The organism is uncultured Pelagibacterium sp. (assembly GCF_963972885.1).
GTDB classification, from domain to species: Bacteria; Pseudomonadota; Alphaproteobacteria; order Rhizobiales; family Devosiaceae; genus Pelagibacterium; species Pelagibacterium nitratireducens.
This window is the reverse complement of sequence record NZ_CAXAXY010000033.1, coordinates 1-15,896: the sequence shown is the minus strand read 5'-3', so window position 1 is coordinate 15,896 and position 15,896 is coordinate 1. Positions and strand designations below refer to the sequence as shown.

The window sequence follows — 15,896 nt, the reverse complement described above, 5'->3', positions numbered from 1 at the left end:
CCTTCGGTACGCGATGAAATAGAATGCCTTCTGGAATAGCACTTGTGAGATGAAGTCATTATGGCGCGACTTGACGTCAACCGATCCGGCGAGATGGAAGTGTTTGTGCGGGTGGTCGAACTCGGCGGCTTTTCGCCCGCCGCCCGCGCCGGACGCATGACGCCCTCGGCCGTGAGCAAGCTGATCGCGCGGCTGGAAGCCCGCCTGGGCACCCGATTGCTCAATCGCTCGACTCGCCAACTCCAGCTGACGCCCGAGGGCTGCACCTTCTATGAGCGCGCAACACGCGTTCTGGCTGATCTCGAAGATGCCGAACGGGCAGCAAGCATTGGCGAGGAGGCGATTGGACGGGTGCGCATCAACACCAGCGCATCCTACGCCACCCATATCCTTGCACCATTGCTGCCCGATTTTCTCGCGCGCCACCCCGGTGTCACCCTCGACATCGTGCAAACCGATGCCGTGGTCGATCTTCTGGCCGAACGCATGGATGTCGCGATCCGGGCCGGACCGTTAAAAAGTTCGAGCCTTGTTGCCCGCAAGCTTGGTGAAACGCCGCTGCTGATCGTTGCCGCGCCATCCTATCTCGAACGTCGCGGCGAACCGCACAGCATCGCTGATCTTCAAAACCATGACCGCCTCGGTTTCGGATACGCCCGCGCCGTCGACGGCTGGGCACTTTGCGAGAATGGCAAAGCCGTTGTTGTGCCGGCCACGGGTCGTGTGCAAGTGAGCGACGGTGAGGCGTTGCGCCAGCTGGCTCTGTCCGGCGTAGGTCTCGCCAGGCTCGCTGCCTTTACCGTGAGAGACGATATCGCAGCGGGGCGCCTCGTCCCGGTGCTCGGCCACCTTGTCTCTGGCGACCCTGAACCCTTCCACGCCGTCTATGTGGGGCAGGGCGGCCCTCTCCCCTCGCGTGTCAGGGCACTGCTCGATTTCCTCGCCAGATATGGAAGAGTTGCCTGACCCTTTGAAAGGACACGCCCGACATAAAAAGACCCCTGCCAAGGCAGGGGCCCTTTGCGTCTTCGCGTCATGCAATCAATGATGATGATGCTCGGGCATGTCCTCGAGCGCATCCTTGGTCCAGCCGGTTACCGCATGCACTTCGCCATTTTCATCACGCATGAAATCGAGCTGATTGACAGCGACGGCGACGGGTTTGGACCCGATGCCGAGAAATCCGCCGACATCGATCACCGCCTGGGCGCTCGCACCCACGCCATGCAGGTGTGACACCTTTCCGACTTTGTGGTCGTCGGCGCCGTAAACGGTGGCGTCCTGCAAGGTTGCTTCATTGAGCTCGGCTTCGCTGAGGCGAACATGATTGGAGTGATCCATCATTAAGGCTCCTCTTTTTTGAGTGTGCAGGGTTAACCTGCGAGCCCCTCGTCCGTTCCCGTCGTAAACACCTGTTTGCCGCCACTGTCCGTCGGACGTCGCCTCACGCCCGCTCAGCTAGAATTCGGACTCGCCGGCGCCCGGCGCGCGCAGGTCCTCGGCGCTGGGCAGAGTCCCCGGATTTGTAGAGAAAGTGGCGGCCACGCCGAGCTTGTGCGATGTCGTACAGCCATTGGGCTCGAAATTGCTCGCCACGCACTCGACTTCGATCTTCTGGCTGACATCGAGTTCGGGGTTTCCCGAAGAGGTCGAGGAACATCCAGCAAGGACAATAAGGAAAATGACGGCAGCTGCAGGTTTCATAAAGCGCGTCTCGACATTCGATCGGATGTCGATCCTATGCCCGGAACGATGGAAACTTTCCAGCGTTTTCGACAGCCACCGCGATCGTTTGGCCGGCCCTAGCGCGGTTCGCTTTCGCCCTTGTGCCGAAAGGCCCATTGCGGCACCACGATCACATTGCCATCGCGCTCGCCGCCATTGCGTTTATAGGCAAGCTCCCACGCGCGCTCGATGATTTCCTCGATCGAGAGGCTCAGGCAACTCGGCAGGCTCTGCGAACGGCCGAGATTTTCCAGAACCGCCTCGGCCTGACCGCATAGGGCGCGTTGCTGCAATGTTTCTGATGGCATATGTTTCATGGCCGCATCTGACCATAAAGATGCCAAAACCCGGCAAACGCATTTCGGAAAAATTGAATAAATCCAATCGCGCAGGATCAATCTCTAGGGAAGACTGGGCGGCTCACGATCGTTTTTGTCGCTATCGGGCATGCGCTGATAGCGCCGCCGCGTGATGATATACATGACAACCGCCACGACCAGCGCACCCCCGAGCATCACGAACCCGAACTCCGCCGCCGAAAGCCCCAGCGTCAGCAATGCAACCACCAGAACGACGAGACTGGCCGCTATAATGAAAATCCGCATCTTGCCTCCATCCTGATGGTCATGGTGTCGTGTTTGACTTGCCAATGCAAGCACACCCGGCTACGCCGTGACAGGCGTTGAAAAAGGGCAGGGGCACGCAGTGGACAGCGTTATCGAGATCGTTCCCACACTCATGCCGCTCGGCGACAGCGGCGTTCTCGTGCGCTTTGCCGATCGCCTCGATCTCCAAGCCAACGCGGCAGCCATCGCTTTCGCAAGAAACCTCGAATCCAGCCCCATTCCTGGCGTTGTCGAAATCGTCCCCAATCTCGTCTCGGTCCTGGTGCGCTATGATCCCCGACGCATCGGCTTTGCCGGCCTGTGCGGCGAGTTGCGACTCATCGACCGTGACATCGAGAACACCGAACCACCGACCAATCACCGGATAGAGATTGCCTATGGTGGCGAGGATGGTCCCGATCTCGAGGCGGTGGCCGCAGAACTCGGACTGACGGTTCCCGCCTTCATCGCTGCGCACGCTGCGGAGCGTCTGGATATCCTCGCCGTCGGCTTTGCCCCGGGATTTGTCTATTGCGGCATGCACGCCGACGACCTGCTCGTGCCGCGCCGCGAAACCGTCAGGCGCTCGGTTCCGCCCGGCAGCATCCTTTTCGCCGCCCGCCAGACAGCCATCGCCGCCACTCCCGTGCCTACCGGATGGGCCGTGATCGGGCGGACCAGCCTCATCAATTTCGACCCGGCCGCATTCCCGCCTACGCGGTTGCGGGCAGGGGATACGATCACCTTTGAGACGGCCCCATGAGCCGCATCGCTCTCACCCGCGTCAGCCCGATGACCACAATCCAGGACGACGGACGTCCCGGTCTCTTTGCCCACGGCATCGGTGCATCCGGCCCCATGGACCGCAACGGTTATGCGACGGCCGCCGCCATCACCGAAGTGCCTTGCGGTGCCGCCATCGAAATCGGGCCGCTCGGTCTCGATTTCACCTATCGCGGCGATCCGCTGTCTGCCGGCATGGCCGGAGGAACGTTTACGCTAACTGTCGATGGTGAGCCTCGACCTTGGCCGGCCCGCCTCGACCTCGTCGAAAACACGAAAATCTCCATAAAGCCCGGCCCTCAGGGCAATTACGCCTATCTTCGCTTTGCGGCCCAGATCGACGTTCCGCTCATCCTCGGCAGCCGCTCAACCAACGCAACGGTAGGGCTGGGCGGCTTGGATGGCCGCATGCTGGCGGCCGGAGACGAACTCAGCCTGATTGATCTGACCGATACCGGCCCCGAGCTGACTCGTCCTGAGACCGCCTCGCCTGGCGACCCGATCCGCTTCGTCTGGGGCATTCACGCCGATCTGTTTCCAGCCCCGATCCGCTCGGCATTTACCACTTCCGATTTCCGCATCTCATCGCGCATGGACCGCATGGGCGTCAGGCTCGACGACACCGGATCCGTCTTCGCCGACGCAAAACTGCTCAACCTCGTCTCCGATGCCGTCGTCCCCGGCGACGTCCAGATCCTGGGCGACGGCACCCCGATCATCCTTATGCGCGACAACCAGCCGACCGGTGGCTATCCCCGCATCGGCACGGTCATCGATGCCGATCTCGACCGCTTTGCCCAGATTCGCGCCGGCAAGATGGTGCGCTTCGAACCCGTCAGCGTGGCGCACGCTCACAGGATATCGAAATGGCTGCCCTGATCGATCTCAACGCCGATCTGGGCGAGGGCATCGGCGACGACCTTTCTATGCTCGAAATCGTCACCAGCGCCTCGATCGCCTGCGGCGGCCACGCCGGCAACGCGCAAACCATGCGCGCGGCCGTCCGTGGAGCGCAGGCCAATGGCGTCCGCATCGGCGCCCATCCCGGTTTTGAGGACCCGGACAATTTCGGCCGCCTTCGCCTCGATCTGCCCTTCGAGACCATCCGCGATCAGGTTCTGGCCCAGATCGCCCGCCTCGCATCCATCGCGGCGGAGGAGGGGGCTCCGATCTCCTATCTCAAGCTTCACGGCGCGCTCGCCAACATGGCCGCGGAGGACGAAGCGCTTTCTCATGCCGTCTTCGCGGGCGTTGCCCGAGCGTATCCAGGTCTGGCCATTCTCGCCCTCGCGGCTTCCGCCCAGGAAAGCGCCGCGAAACAACTCGGTCTCCCCGTCATCGCTGAAGCCTATGCCGATCGCGCCTATAGGCCCGACGGATTGCTGGCCGCCCGCAGCCTGCCGGGCGGCGTCATTGAGGATACCGCCGCCGTCGTCGCCCGATGCCTGCGGCTCGCCGAGCAGGGCGAAATCATCGCCATCGACGGCACGGCCTTCAAATCCGACGCCCGCTCTATCTGCCTGCATGGCGACACATCGGGCGCCCTCGAACATGCCCGCGCGGTGCGCGATGCCCTCAGATCTCGCAATCTGATGTAACGCACCGACCCTAAAGTTTGCCGCCGCGTTAAGAAAACCTACACAAACCTATGGTTTCTGGAAGGTTCGATGCGCGAAGGCACCGGCAGTCGCCTGGGAGTGCTTTCAGCACGAGTTGAGCCGGCCTTGCGGTTCGAAAGCACGACAATCTTGTTAGTATTGGGTCAGATTGTATGAGCTCGAATATCGGATCGGCGCGCCGCCGTTCTCTTTTTGCCGCTTTTGGCACCTCGGTTGCCGCCGCCGTGCTGCTGGCCGGATGCACCGGTGCAGACTTGTTTGCAGGCAATGAGTTCTTCTCCGAATCCTCGATGGGCGTCAAAGCCTCGCCCCGGGTCACGACCTCGCGCAACGTCCCCAAGGGCGGCGGTCGCTATGTTGTCGGCCAACCCTATACGGTCGCTGGCAACCGCTTCGTGCCGCGCGAGCAACCCGACCTCGACGTGACGGGCCGCGCCTCGTGGTACGGACCGGCCTTCCATGGCCGGCTGACCGCAAATGGCGAAGTCTTCGACATGTACGCGCTCTCGGGAGCTCACCCGACGCTGCCCCTGCCATCCTACGTCCGGGTGACCAACGCCGATAACGGCGCTTCGACGATCGTCCGCATCAACGATCGCGGTCCGTTTTCCTATGAGCGCACCGTCGATCTCTCCCGCCGCGCCGCTGAAGTTCTCGGTTTCCAGCAGCAGGGTACGGCCAATGTCCGCGTGCAGTATATCGGACCGGCTCCGCTCGAGGGCGATGACACCAAGTTCCTCGTCGCCTCGATCAACCAGTTGACCCCCTATGAGATCCAGAACAACACGCGCATGGCCTATCAGGAACCCGTGCAGGTCGCACAGGCCAGCCCTGAACCCGCCGCATCTCCCGCGGCCGCCCCGACGCCAGTTCCGCGTCCCGCAACGGCTTCGGAGGCCGCCGGCAGTATTGCCGCGCCCGAATATATCCCCTTCCGGGTCCTGTCCTACGCTGGCGCAACATCCCTTGAAACGACGTCCGAACCCAACGGAACGCCCGTTCGGATGGCGCTCGGCACCTGGAATGATGAAGCGGCTGCCCGCGACATCGCCACTCGGTTTGCTCTTCTTGGCGCCGTCGACACCACCACGGTGGTTCAGGGCGATCAGGCAGTCACCCATCTCATGCTCACCCATCTTCGCGAAGGTGTGACCGAAACCGACGCCGTGGATATGGCAACATCACTTGGCTTATCCTCCCCGACTTTGTATTGAGGGACCAAGGCTTAGCTTAAAAAAGGGCGCCGCAACGCGGCTGGTTCTCATGGTTCGTCTGGAACGTACCTGGCGCGTAATCTTCGTTGGACTGGCCATCATCGCTGCTCTGGCCCACCCGGCCAACGCCCAGCTCGATTTCGACACCAGCGCTCCATACGCCATTCTGGTCGATCATGAATCGGGCACGGTGCTGTTTCAGAAAGAGGCCGACACAAGGATCGAACCGGCCAGCATGGCCAAGCTGATGACGGTCGCAATCGTCCTCGACATGGTCGAACGCGGCGCGCTCAACCTCACCGATCAGTTCTTCATATCCGAACACGCATGGCGAACCGGCGGAGCGCCCTCGGGTGGCTCGGCGATGTTCGCCGAACTCGGTTCGCAAATCAGCGTCGATGATCTGTTGCACTCGGTGATCATCCAGTCGGGCAATGATGCCTCCATCGCGCTGGCCGAAGGCATCGCCGGCAGCGAACCGGCCTTCGCCGATATCATGAACGAGTTTGCCCTGGACATCGGGCTCACCGATTCCCATTTCACAAATGCCAGCGGGCTGCCTGATCCTGACATGTACGTCACGGCCCGCGATCTGGCCAATCTTGCCCGCTACATCATCCATGAGTTTCCCGATTACTATCCGGTCTTCGCCATCGAAGAATTCACTTGGAACGATATCCGCCAATCCAACCGCAATGGACTTCTCGGGCTCGGCATCGGGGTCGATGGCCTCAAGACAGGGCACACCGAATCTGCAGGCTATGGCATCGTCGCTTCGACCACAGAAGGCGGGCGTCGCCTCATAGCTGTTCTGCACGGCATGGACAGCGTCAACCAGCGCAATGAGCAGGCGCGCGCCCTCATCACGTGGGGCTCCCGCAGCTTCGAGCGCATCCCCGCCTTCGCGAACGGCGCAATCGTTGGCGAAGCCAGCGTCTATGGCGGCGAACGGGCCAGCGTTGGCCTAGTCGGCGAAGGCAGCATCGATATCTACCTGCCGCGCGGCAATCGCCGCTGCCTTTCCGCCAGTATCACCTATGCCGCGCCGATCCTTCCCCCGGTCCGCGCCGGCGACAGGCTTGCGCAACTCAACATACTTTGCGATGACCAGATCATTCAGACCGCACCGCTTTACGCGGCAGAGGCTGTCGGACAAGGTGGCATCATGCGGCGGGCGACCGACGCGCTTTGGGAACTGGCGTTCGGCTGGTTTTGACACCGGGTGATTTCGGTCTGGCGGCCGCAACAGGATTTGATACGGACACGATGGCGGCAGATCAGCACCGATCGATCACCCCCCGATTCATAACGTTCGAGGGCGGGGAGGGCGTGGGCAAGTCCACCCAGGTCCGCCGTCTGGCCGACCGGCTGTCCGAATACGGCATTTCGGTGGTCCGCACCCGTGAGCCCGGCGGCACACCAAAGGCCGAGGCCGTCCGCTCCTTCATCCTGCAGGGCAAGCCCGAAAGCTGGGGCGTCGGTGCAGAGGCTGTGCTGTTTGCCTCCGCCCGCCTCGATCACGTCAACCAGTTGATCGCGCCCTCGCTGGCCGAGGGCAAATGGGTCATCTGCGACCGCTTCGCCGATTCGACCCGCGCCTATCAGGGCCTGACCGGCGGAGTCGATGACAAACTGATCGATGCACTCGAACATCTCGCCCTCAACGGCCATACGCCCGAGCTCACCGTCATACTCGACATGGATCCTGACATCGCCTTTGAGCGCGTGCGCAAACGCGCCACGGAAGACGGCATGCCCGCCATCGCCGACCGCTTCGAAAAAGAGGACCTCGCCTTCCATCGCCGCCTGCGCGACAATTTCCTTGCCATAGCGATATCCAATCCCGGACGCTGCGTTGTCCTGTCGGCCGATACCGAAGAAGACGTCCTCACCGAAGCGATCTGGCGCGCCGTGCTCGATCATTTCCCCGATCTGGCCCGCGAAGGATTGGCCGGGTGAGTGTAGAACGTCGCGAAGCCGATCAGATCACCGACGTGCCTGCGCCCGAATTCGGCACGCTTGTCGGCCATGACCAGGCGCGCGCCTCGCTTCTGAGCGCGCTCGAGCGCAATCGCCTGCCCAGCGCCATCCTGCTCCACGGCCCGCGCGGTATCGGCAAGGCGACCTTCGCTTTCGACATCGCCCGTCAGGTTCTCTCGCGCACCTCCGATGAATCCGAGGAAAGAATAAGCGCCCAGGTCGCTGCGCTTTCCCATCCAAACCTGTTCCTGTTGCGCCGCACCACCGATCCTGCAAATTCCGAAAAATACTATTCGGCCATACGTGTCGACGACGTGCGTGCCATGCGCGACTCCCTGCACCAGACCCGGGGCAGGGCAGGCTACCGCCTCGCCATTGTCGACAGCGTGGACGATTGCAACGCCAATTCCGCCAATGCGCTCCTCAAGACCCTCGAAGAGCCACCCGCCGACACAATGTTCATCGTGTTGTCCCATCGCCCCGGCGGCATGCTGGCCACAATCCGCTCGCGCTGCCAGAGTTTTGGCCTGCGCCCGCTCGCCGATCCCGATACGGCACAGGTGATATCGCGTATCCGCCCCGAGCTGGCGGCCCAAGATGTCTCCCGCGCCGTAAGTTTTGCCGCCGGTCGCCCCCGCCGGGGCTTTGAATCCCTCATGCTTGAGGAAGGCGACGTTCTCGACGCGCTCCGGACCTGGCTAAAAGACCCGTCGGCTCACCCTACGCGCGCCCATCTCAAGATTGCCGACGGGCTGGCCGCATCCAAGGGGGCTGAATTGGGCTTTGCCCAGGACATGATCCGCGACTGGCTTGCCACCGAGGCGGAAAACGCCGCGCGCGCCGGCCCTGCCGCGCGTTTCCGCCTTGCTTCGGCCAATGGCCTGTGGGAGAAGGCCAACGCCCTTATCGCCGATGCCGATATCTACAATCTTGACCGGCGGCAGACGCTGGTCGCAGTCTTTGATTTCCTGCGCGATCATGTGCGCCGAACCACGCCCGTGAGCTGATTTTCCTATGAGCCGCCCGACCTTCTACATCACCACGCCGATCTTTTATCCCAACGGCGTCCCCCATATCGGCCATGCCTATACCGCCATTGCCAGTGACGTTATCGCGCGCTTTCACCGGCTGGACGGCAAGGATGTGTTTTTTCTGACCGGCACCGACGAGCATGGCCAGAAGATGCAGCAGACCGCCGAAAAAGAGGGGATCACCCCGATCGAGCTGGCGACCAAAAACTCGCAGGCCTTCAAGGACCTCTGGGCGACCCTCAACATCTCTTACGACGACTACATCCGTACAACCGAGGAGCGGCACCATAAGGCCTCGCAAGCCATCTGGAACAAGATGGTCGAAAAGGGCGATATCTACCTCGACTCCTACTCCGGCTGGTATTCGGTCCGGCAGGAAGCCTTCTTCGACGAAAAGGAAACCACGCTCGGCGAGGACGGCATCCGGCGCGAACCGCTCGGCTCACCCGTCGAATGGGTGGAAGAGGAAAGCTATTTCTTCCGCCTCTCTGCCTATGGCGACAAACTGCTCGCCCACTATGAGGCAAACCCCGGGTTCATCCTGCCCGCCGAGCGGCGCAACGAAGTGGCCAGCTTCGTCAAATCGGGCCTGCGCGACCTTTCGATCTCGCGCACCACGTTCGATTGGGGCGTGCCCGTACCCAACGATCCCAAGCACATCATGTACGTCTGGGTCGACGCGCTGACCAATTACATTACCGCCGCGGGCTATCCCGATGAGAATGCCGAGCGCTGGAAATACTGGCCCGCCGATATTCATATGATCGGCAAGGACATTGTGCGCTTCCACGCCGTCTATTGGCCTGCCTTCCTCATGAGCGCCGATATCGAGTTGCCCAAACGCGTCTTTGCCCACGGTTTCCTGTTCAACCGCGGCGAGAAGATGAGCAAATCGGTCGGCAACGTCGTCGATCCCTTCGAACTCGTCGCGAAATACGGCCTCGATGCCATGCGGTATTACTTCCTGCGCGAAGTCTCGTTCGGCAGCGACGGCTCGTACAATCACGAAGCCATCGTCAACCGCATCAATGCCGACCTCGCCAACGATCTGGGCAATCTCGCCCAGCGCTCGCTGTCCATGGTCGCCAAGAACTGCGAAGGGCAGGTGCCCACCCCAGGCGAATTGACGGACGAAGACAACGCCATTCTTGGCGCCGCCGATGCCCTGCTCGAAACGTCCCGAACCGCGATGGACGATCAGGCCATCCACCAGATGCTCAACGCCGTCTGGCAGGTGGTGGCCGATGCCAACCGGTACTTTGCGGGGCAGGAGCCCTGGGCGCTGCGCAAGACCGACCCGGCCCGCATGGCGACCGTGCTCTATGTGACAATCGAGGTGGTGCGTCAGGTTGCCATTCTCGCCCAGCCGGTGATGCCCGCATCGAGCGAAAAACTGCTCGATCTTCTGGGTCTGCACGCAGAGGGCCGCTCTTTCGAGCAACTGGGTTCCTACGGCCGCCTCGCCGCAGGCACCGCACTGCCCGCGCCAGAGGGGGTCTTCCCCCGCTATGTGGAAAAGGACGAAGGCGCAGCCTGATGCTTGTCGATAGCCACTGCCACCTCGATTTCGACGTCCTTGCCGACGATATCGACGGCGTTCTTTCGCGCGCCCGCGACAATGGAGTGAGCCATTGCGTCACCATCTCCACCCGCATTCGGCGCTTTGAAGCGCTCCTCGCCATTGCCGAAACGCATGAAAACGTCTTTTGCTCTGTCGGCACACATCCGCACAATGCACATGAAGAACTCGATGTAAGCGTCGACGAAATAATCGCTTTATCCCAGCATCCCAAATGCGTCGCCATCGGCGAGGCCGGGCTCGACTACCACTACGATTCCTCGCCCCGTGACGCCCAGGCTCAGGGATTCCGCAATCACATCGCCGCCGCCCGCCAGACGGGCCTGCCGCTGGTCATCCACGCCCGCTCCGCCGATGACGACATGATCGCCATTCTCGAGCAAGAAACCGGGCAGGGGGCCTTCCCCTTCGTGCTGCACTGCTTTTCCTCCGGCGCCGAACTGGCCCGTCGCGGCCTGGCGCTTGGCGGTTATGTCTCGTTTTCCGGCATCGTCACCTTCAAGAACGCCGCCGAAATCCAGGACGTCGCCAAATTCGTTCCCGACGACCGGTTCCTGGTCGAGACGGACGCGCCCTATCTCGCGCCGGTTCCCCATCGCGGCAAACCCAACCAGCCCGCCTTCGTGCGCCACACCGCCGAAAAGCTGGCCGAATTGCGCGGCGTTCCGTTCGAAACCATCGCCGAGCAATCGACCCGCAATTTCGCTCGCCTGTTCTCAAAGACAGGGCTGACCGTATGAGCGACAGACCCGCCACCCGGCTCACCGCCCGTATTCTGGGCTGCGGTTCGTCCGGCGGCGTGCCGCGTATCGGCAATGTCTGGGGCGCCTGCGATCCCGAAAATCCAAGGAACCGCCGTCTGCGCTGCGCCCTGCTGATCACCGGCACGCGCGACGATACCGACGGCATCACCCGTGTTCTTATCGACGCCGGACCCGACCTGCGCGAGCAGATGCTCGCCGCACAGGTGCCAGAGATCGATGCCGTATTTTTCACCCATGAACATGCCGACCACACCCACGGCATCGACGATCTGCGCGTTCTGGCTCTCAACGCCAAACGCCGCGTCGACGCCTACATGTCGACGGCGACCGAAGTGCGGCTGCGCGAAGCCTTCGGCTATTGCTTTACAGCACCCCAGGGCAGCTCCTACCCACCGATTCTCAACACGAACTCCATTGCCGACGGCGAGGAAATCGTCATCGATGGGGCAGGGGGCACCGTCACTCTACGGCCCTTCGAACAGCAGCACGGCTCGATCACTTCGCTCGGTTTCCGTATAGGTAAATTCGCCTATTCCTGCGATCTTTCGGGTATTCCCGAAACGTCGCACTGGGCAATCGAGAACCTCGACACCTGGGTCCTCGATGCATTGCGCTACACACCCCATCCGAGCCATCTCGATCTTGAACAGGCTCTGGCGCTGATCGAAACACATCGGCCGCAACAGGCCGTACTCACCAATCTCCACGTCGATCTGGACTATGTGACCCTCGGCGCCGAAACCCCGGGTAACGTCACACCGGCCTTTGACGGCATGGAGATCGACATCAGGCTTTAGGACCGCTACGGTTTCGTCTCACGCGAGCGCCCGCCATGAGCAATCCTGCCGACAGTTCCCAAACCCCCATCCGCGACACGCACTGGGTGCTTCCCGCCACCATTCTGGGCTCCAGCCTGGGCTTTATCGACGGCTCGGTGGTCAATGTCGCCTTGCCCGCCATACAGTCCGACCTCGATGCCGGGCTCGCAACTGCCCAATGGGTGGTCAACGGCTACATGCTCATGCTCGGCAGCCTCATCCTGCTTGGCGGCACAATCGGCGACCGCTTCGGCCAGCGCCGGGTCTTTCTTTTCGGCCTTGTCGGCTTTGCCTTGGCCTCCATCGCCTGCGCGCTCGCCCCGTCCCCACTGGCCCTCGTTGTCGCGCGGACAATCCAGGGGATCGCCGCTGCCTTCCTCGTCCCGTCCAGCCTGGCCCTGATCGGCTCTGCTTTCACTGGCGAAGCACGCGGCAAGGCCATAGGCACGTGGGCGGCAGCAGGAGCACTCACTACCGCACTCGGCCCGCCCTTTGGCGGCTGGCTCGTCGATACGGTTGGCTGGCGGGCCATCTTTTATATCAACATTCCCATTGCCGCCGCCGCGCTGGCCATGGGCTGGCGCATCGCCGCAGCACCCTCTGGCCGCACCCATCGCGAGTTCGACATTGCCGGCACGATCGCCATGGTCGCAGGGCTCGGCCTGCTCTCTTACGGCCTCATCACCGCCGGCGAGGGCAATACAACCAACGGTAGCCTCGCCATTGCCGCTTCAATTCCCTTCGCCATCGCCTTTTTCTTCATTGAGCGCCGCGCCGGCGAACCGCTCGTGCCCATGGGGCTGTTCGCCAACAGTCAGTTTTCCGGCGCAAACCTGCTCACCATAACCCTCTATGCTTCGCTTTCAGGCTCTCTGTTCATCCTGCCTTTCGTCTTGATCTACGCAAACGGCTACAGCGCCACCATGGCCGGCGCCGCGCTGTTGCCGTTCTCGATCCTGCTCGGACTGGGCTCGCGCTATGCCGGCGCGCTGGCCAAGCGCATCGGCACCCGCATCATGCTGATCGCCGGGCCGGCAGCCACCGGCGTCGGCTATGTGGTCCTGGCCCTGATGGTCGACCTCGGCGGATATTGGATGGCCTTCTTCCCGGGCCTCGTCATCATCGGGGTGGGCATGACGATAACCGTCGCGCCGCTCACCACTGCCGTGTTCGATGCCGCCCCTGACGATGCCGGCGGCACCGCCTCGGGCATCAACAACGCTGCCTCGCGCATTGGTGGTCTGGTCGCCGTCGCTGCCCTTGGCTTTGCTTTTGGTGGGTCCGATCTTTCAACCCTGCCACCCGAGGCCCTGCGTATGTCCTATCGCTGGATCATGGCCGCAGCCGCCTGCCTGGCCTTCCTGAGCGCGTTGGCAGCCGCCGGCACCATCGGAGTGGGAAAGGGCAGGGCGCAAGAAACCGCCTGAATTAGCTCACAAGCCGCGCCTCGAGCGCCGCCATATCGGCCACGAACCAGAGCGTCAGTCCCTTGTTGGTCTCATAGACGTAATCGCGGAAGGCTTTGCTCGCTTCCACATGGCCAGAGACATCCCCGATAATGACCATCCGAACGCGATAATTGGACGCTTTCTGAGCCATTTCGCCCAGAATCCCTGACCGCAAGTCAAACACCTCGTCCGGCAGGCAACCGGCCGGCACGACGATACGCTCCGCTTCATGCTCCCACGCCAACCCGATCAGATCATTGGCCAAATTCTCCGCTGGCAGCTTCTCCGCCCCATCGACGACAAACGTTTTTAGATTGGCGATCCAGGTAGCGGTACGGCCCATGTGTGTGATCTCACGCTGAAACGGTGTGCAATTGTATCAGGCACCCAAATTCTGAGGTAGTATCCGACTTCAGGCAAAGAAAGTGCTGCAATTTGGGAAGGAGAACGGTATGACCAGATTAGGGCTTATAGCGGGTGTGCTGTTAGCGACATCTGCGATGGCTGGCATTGCCAACGCCGAGACCTTTCGCTGGTCAGCCACGACCGATCCATCGACCATGGATCCTCATGCGGCCAATCTGGCACCGGTCACCTCGTTTCTCAACAACATATACGAAGGGCTCGTCCGCCGCGGCAAGGACATGGCGCTCGAACCCTCTCTGGCCACCAGTTGGGAGCCGCTCGAGGATGAAGATGGCTGGCGCTTCCATTTGCGCGAAGGGGTCACGTTTCATGACGGTTCGACCTTTAACGCCGACGATGTGCTGTTTTCCTACGAGCGTGGGATCTCCGAACAGTCGGACGTTCGCTCATGGTTCGCGCCGGTATCTGAAGTTCGCGTAGTGGACGATCTCACCGTTGAGATCGTGCTCAATGCGCCCAACCCGATCTTCCCCGATTCCATCGCCAACTGGATGATCATGGATCGCGACTGGGCCCAGGCCAATGGCTCGATTGCCCCGGCCCGCGATCAGCAGACCGCGGCTACATTGGAGACCAACGGCACAGGGCCATTTATGCTGGTCGATCGGGAACCAGGGGTCCAAACAACGCTCGTGCCCAATCCTGACTGGTGGGATACCCCCGAACACAACATCACCCAAGCCATCTTCAATCCCATTACCACAGCCGCGACCGCTATCGCCGCCCTTGTCTCCAACGAGGTGGACATGCTGGCTTCGGTGCCGGTCCAGGACGTCGAGCGCTTGCGGGCCAGTGAGGGCATCACGATCTTTGAAGGGATCGAGGCACGCGTTATCATGCTCGGCTTCGGCCACGACAAGGACATGCTTTATGGCGGCGATGGCTCTGTGCAAGGCAATCCCTTTCAGGACGTTTTGGTTCGCCGGGCCGTAGCGCATGCGGTCAACGTCGAAGCCATCGATCAAATCCTGATGAACGGCCTCGCCAAGCCCGCAAGCCAGCTTCAACCCGCCGGATTGTCAGGCTATTCACAACAACATTCCGACCGCCCGGAATATGACCTCGAACGGGCAGCCCAACTTTTGACCGAGGCCGGCCATCCAGACGGGTTCAGCTTCAATTTCAAGTGTACCAACGATCGCTATCTCAACGATTCAGAGGTCTGCCAGGCCATCGTTGCCATGCTCGCTCAGATCGGCCTTGAAGCGCAGCTCGAAGCAATTCCGGTTGCCAATTACTGGACCGAACTGCGTGAAGGCAATTACGATATGTATCTGCTCGGCTGGTCACCGGGCACCTTCGACGCTGAGCACCCGATCCGCTTTCTTGCACACACGCCGACCGACACTCTGGGCACATGGAACTACGGTGGCTACTCGAACGCCCGCATCGATGAATTGCTTCCCATGGTCCAATCAGAACTCGATCCCGAGTTGCGTCAGTCCATGCTCGACGAAATCGCCGGCATTCTGCAAGAGGAGGTCGCATACGTTCCGCTCTATGAAGAACCGCTCGTCTGGGCGGCACGCGACGGGATATCAGTCGTGCAGCGTCCCGACAATTTCTTCATGCTGCGCTGGGTCACTGTCGATCGCTAGGTCATTTTGCGGGAGGATGGATGCCGCATTCCCGACAAAAACGTGACCGAACAAACACTTAGAGCGTGTCCAGCAAAAGTGGAAACGGTTTTGCGGTTCGGACACGCGACAAAACAAGGATTTAGAGCCAAGGATTTGATTCAATCAAATCCTGAACGGCTCTAGAGAGGCTTTTTGCAGCTCCACACGGCCATGACCGCAGTTGTCGTTTGTGATAAAAGTTCCATAATATATATTATGCGAATAACGGATGTAGCGGCTATTTAGTAATGCGACACATGGGCCACTTAGAGATGCGACACCCGC

18 protein-coding genes are annotated in these 15,896 nt (G+C 61.5%); 13 read left to right on the top strand and 5 right to left on the bottom strand.

The annotated features are described in order from the left end of the window. Nucleotides 1-60: 60 nt before the first annotated feature. Complete coding sequence (locus AACZ55_RS07645; protein WP_339644833.1) at nucleotides 61-966, top strand: LysR family transcriptional regulator; 906 nt, start codon at nucleotides 61-63, stop codon at nucleotides 964-966. A gap of 75 nt (nucleotides 967-1,041) precedes the next feature. Here AACZ55_RS07645 and AACZ55_RS07640 read toward each other — a convergent pair whose 3' ends face one another. From AACZ55_RS07640 to AACZ55_RS07625, 4 genes are all read right to left on the bottom strand, one after another. After that, on the bottom strand, nucleotides 1,042-1,341 hold the full coding sequence (locus tag AACZ55_RS07640; RefSeq protein WP_338610672.1) for a PRC-barrel domain containing protein: 300 nt from the start codon (nucleotides 1,339-1,341) through the stop codon (nucleotides 1,042-1,044). A gap of 117 nt (nucleotides 1,342-1,458) precedes the next feature. Further along, nucleotides 1,459-1,704 carry a hypothetical protein gene (locus AACZ55_RS07635; protein ID WP_339644830.1) on the bottom strand — a complete coding sequence of 82 codons (246 nt, stop codon included), beginning with the start codon at nucleotides 1,702-1,704 and terminating at the stop codon, nucleotides 1,459-1,461. A gap of 98 nt (nucleotides 1,705-1,802) precedes the next feature. Further along, nucleotides 1,803-2,042, bottom strand: a complete 240-nt coding sequence (locus AACZ55_RS07630; RefSeq protein WP_339644827.1) for a hypothetical protein — start codon at nucleotides 2,040-2,042, stop codon at nucleotides 1,803-1,805. 84 nt (nucleotides 2,043-2,126) lie between these two features. Continuing rightward, entirely contained in the window at nucleotides 2,127-2,330 is a 204-nt protein-coding gene (locus tag AACZ55_RS07625; RefSeq protein ID WP_338606821.1) for a hypothetical protein, read from the bottom strand. A 100-nt stretch (nucleotides 2,331-2,430) separates the two neighbouring features. On the opposite strand from AACZ55_RS07625, the gene AACZ55_RS07620 reads away from it, so the two are divergent. From AACZ55_RS07620 to AACZ55_RS07570, 11 genes are all read left to right on the top strand, one after another. After that, nucleotides 2,431-3,093, top strand: coding sequence for a carboxyltransferase domain-containing protein (locus AACZ55_RS07620; RefSeq protein ID WP_339644823.1), 663 nt, complete (start codon nucleotides 2,431-2,433; stop codon nucleotides 3,091-3,093). Then, nucleotides 3,090-3,992 (top strand): biotin-dependent carboxyltransferase family protein, encoded by a 903-nt coding sequence (locus tag AACZ55_RS07615; RefSeq protein WP_339644820.1) that lies wholly within the window; start codon nucleotides 3,090-3,092, stop codon nucleotides 3,990-3,992. The genes AACZ55_RS07620 and AACZ55_RS07615 overlap by 4 nt, the downstream gene beginning before the upstream one ends. Continuing rightward, nucleotides 3,980-4,711 carry a 5-oxoprolinase subunit PxpA gene (locus AACZ55_RS07610; protein ID WP_339644817.1) on the top strand — a complete coding sequence of 244 codons (732 nt, stop codon included), beginning with the start codon at nucleotides 3,980-3,982 and terminating at the stop codon, nucleotides 4,709-4,711. The genes AACZ55_RS07615 and AACZ55_RS07610 overlap by 13 nt, the downstream gene beginning before the upstream one ends. 173 nt (nucleotides 4,712-4,884) lie before the next feature. Beyond that, the gene (locus tag AACZ55_RS07605; RefSeq protein ID WP_339644814.1) at nucleotides 4,885-5,946 is read left to right on the top strand and encodes a septal ring lytic transglycosylase RlpA family protein; all 1,062 of its coding nucleotides are present in this window, start codon (nucleotides 4,885-4,887) and stop codon (nucleotides 5,944-5,946) included. Between the two features lie 49 nt (nucleotides 5,947-5,995). Continuing rightward, nucleotides 5,996-7,162, top strand: coding sequence for a D-alanyl-D-alanine carboxypeptidase family protein (locus AACZ55_RS07600; RefSeq protein ID WP_339644811.1), 1,167 nt, complete (start codon nucleotides 5,996-5,998; stop codon nucleotides 7,160-7,162). Nucleotides 7,163-7,212: 50 nt separating this feature from the next. After that, complete coding sequence (gene tmk, locus AACZ55_RS07595; protein WP_339644808.1) at nucleotides 7,213-7,905, top strand: dTMP kinase; 693 nt, start codon at nucleotides 7,213-7,215, stop codon at nucleotides 7,903-7,905. After that, nucleotides 7,902-8,933 (top strand): AAA family ATPase, encoded by a 1,032-nt coding sequence (locus tag AACZ55_RS07590; protein WP_338606814.1) that lies wholly within the window; start codon nucleotides 7,902-7,904, stop codon nucleotides 8,931-8,933. Before tmk ends, AACZ55_RS07590 begins: the two co-directional genes overlap by 4 nt. 7 nt (nucleotides 8,934-8,940) lie before the next feature. Next, complete coding sequence (metG, locus tag AACZ55_RS07585; RefSeq protein WP_339644805.1) at nucleotides 8,941-10,494, top strand: methionine--tRNA ligase; 1,554 nt, start codon at nucleotides 8,941-8,943, stop codon at nucleotides 10,492-10,494. Next, nucleotides 10,494-11,276: a TatD family hydrolase gene (locus AACZ55_RS07580; RefSeq protein WP_339644802.1), complete on the top strand. Its 783-nt coding sequence runs from the start codon at nucleotides 10,494-10,496 to the stop codon at nucleotides 11,274-11,276. The genes metG and AACZ55_RS07580 overlap by 1 nt, the downstream gene beginning before the upstream one ends. Then, a complete protein-coding gene (locus AACZ55_RS07575) occupies nucleotides 11,273-12,097 on the top strand; it encodes an MBL fold metallo-hydrolase (RefSeq protein ID WP_338606811.1) in 825 nt (274 codons plus the stop codon). Before AACZ55_RS07580 ends, AACZ55_RS07575 begins: the two co-directional genes overlap by 4 nt. Nucleotides 12,098-12,132: 35 nt before the next feature. Next, nucleotides 12,133-13,545, top strand: coding sequence for an MFS transporter (locus AACZ55_RS07570; protein ID WP_339644799.1), 1,413 nt, complete (start codon nucleotides 12,133-12,135; stop codon nucleotides 13,543-13,545). Nucleotide 13,546: 1 nt separating this feature from the next. Here AACZ55_RS07570 and AACZ55_RS07565 read toward each other — a convergent pair whose 3' ends face one another. Then, a complete protein-coding gene (locus AACZ55_RS07565; protein ID WP_339644796.1) occupies nucleotides 13,547-13,909 on the bottom strand; it encodes a DUF4180 domain-containing protein in 363 nt (120 codons plus the stop codon). A 109-nt stretch (nucleotides 13,910-14,018) separates the two neighbouring features. On the opposite strand from AACZ55_RS07565, the gene AACZ55_RS07560 reads away from it, so the two are divergent. Next, on the top strand, nucleotides 14,019-15,590 hold the full coding sequence (locus tag AACZ55_RS07560) for an ABC transporter substrate-binding protein (RefSeq protein WP_339644793.1): 1,572 nt from the start codon (nucleotides 14,019-14,021) through the stop codon (nucleotides 15,588-15,590). Nucleotides 15,591-15,896 lie beyond the last annotated feature (306 nt).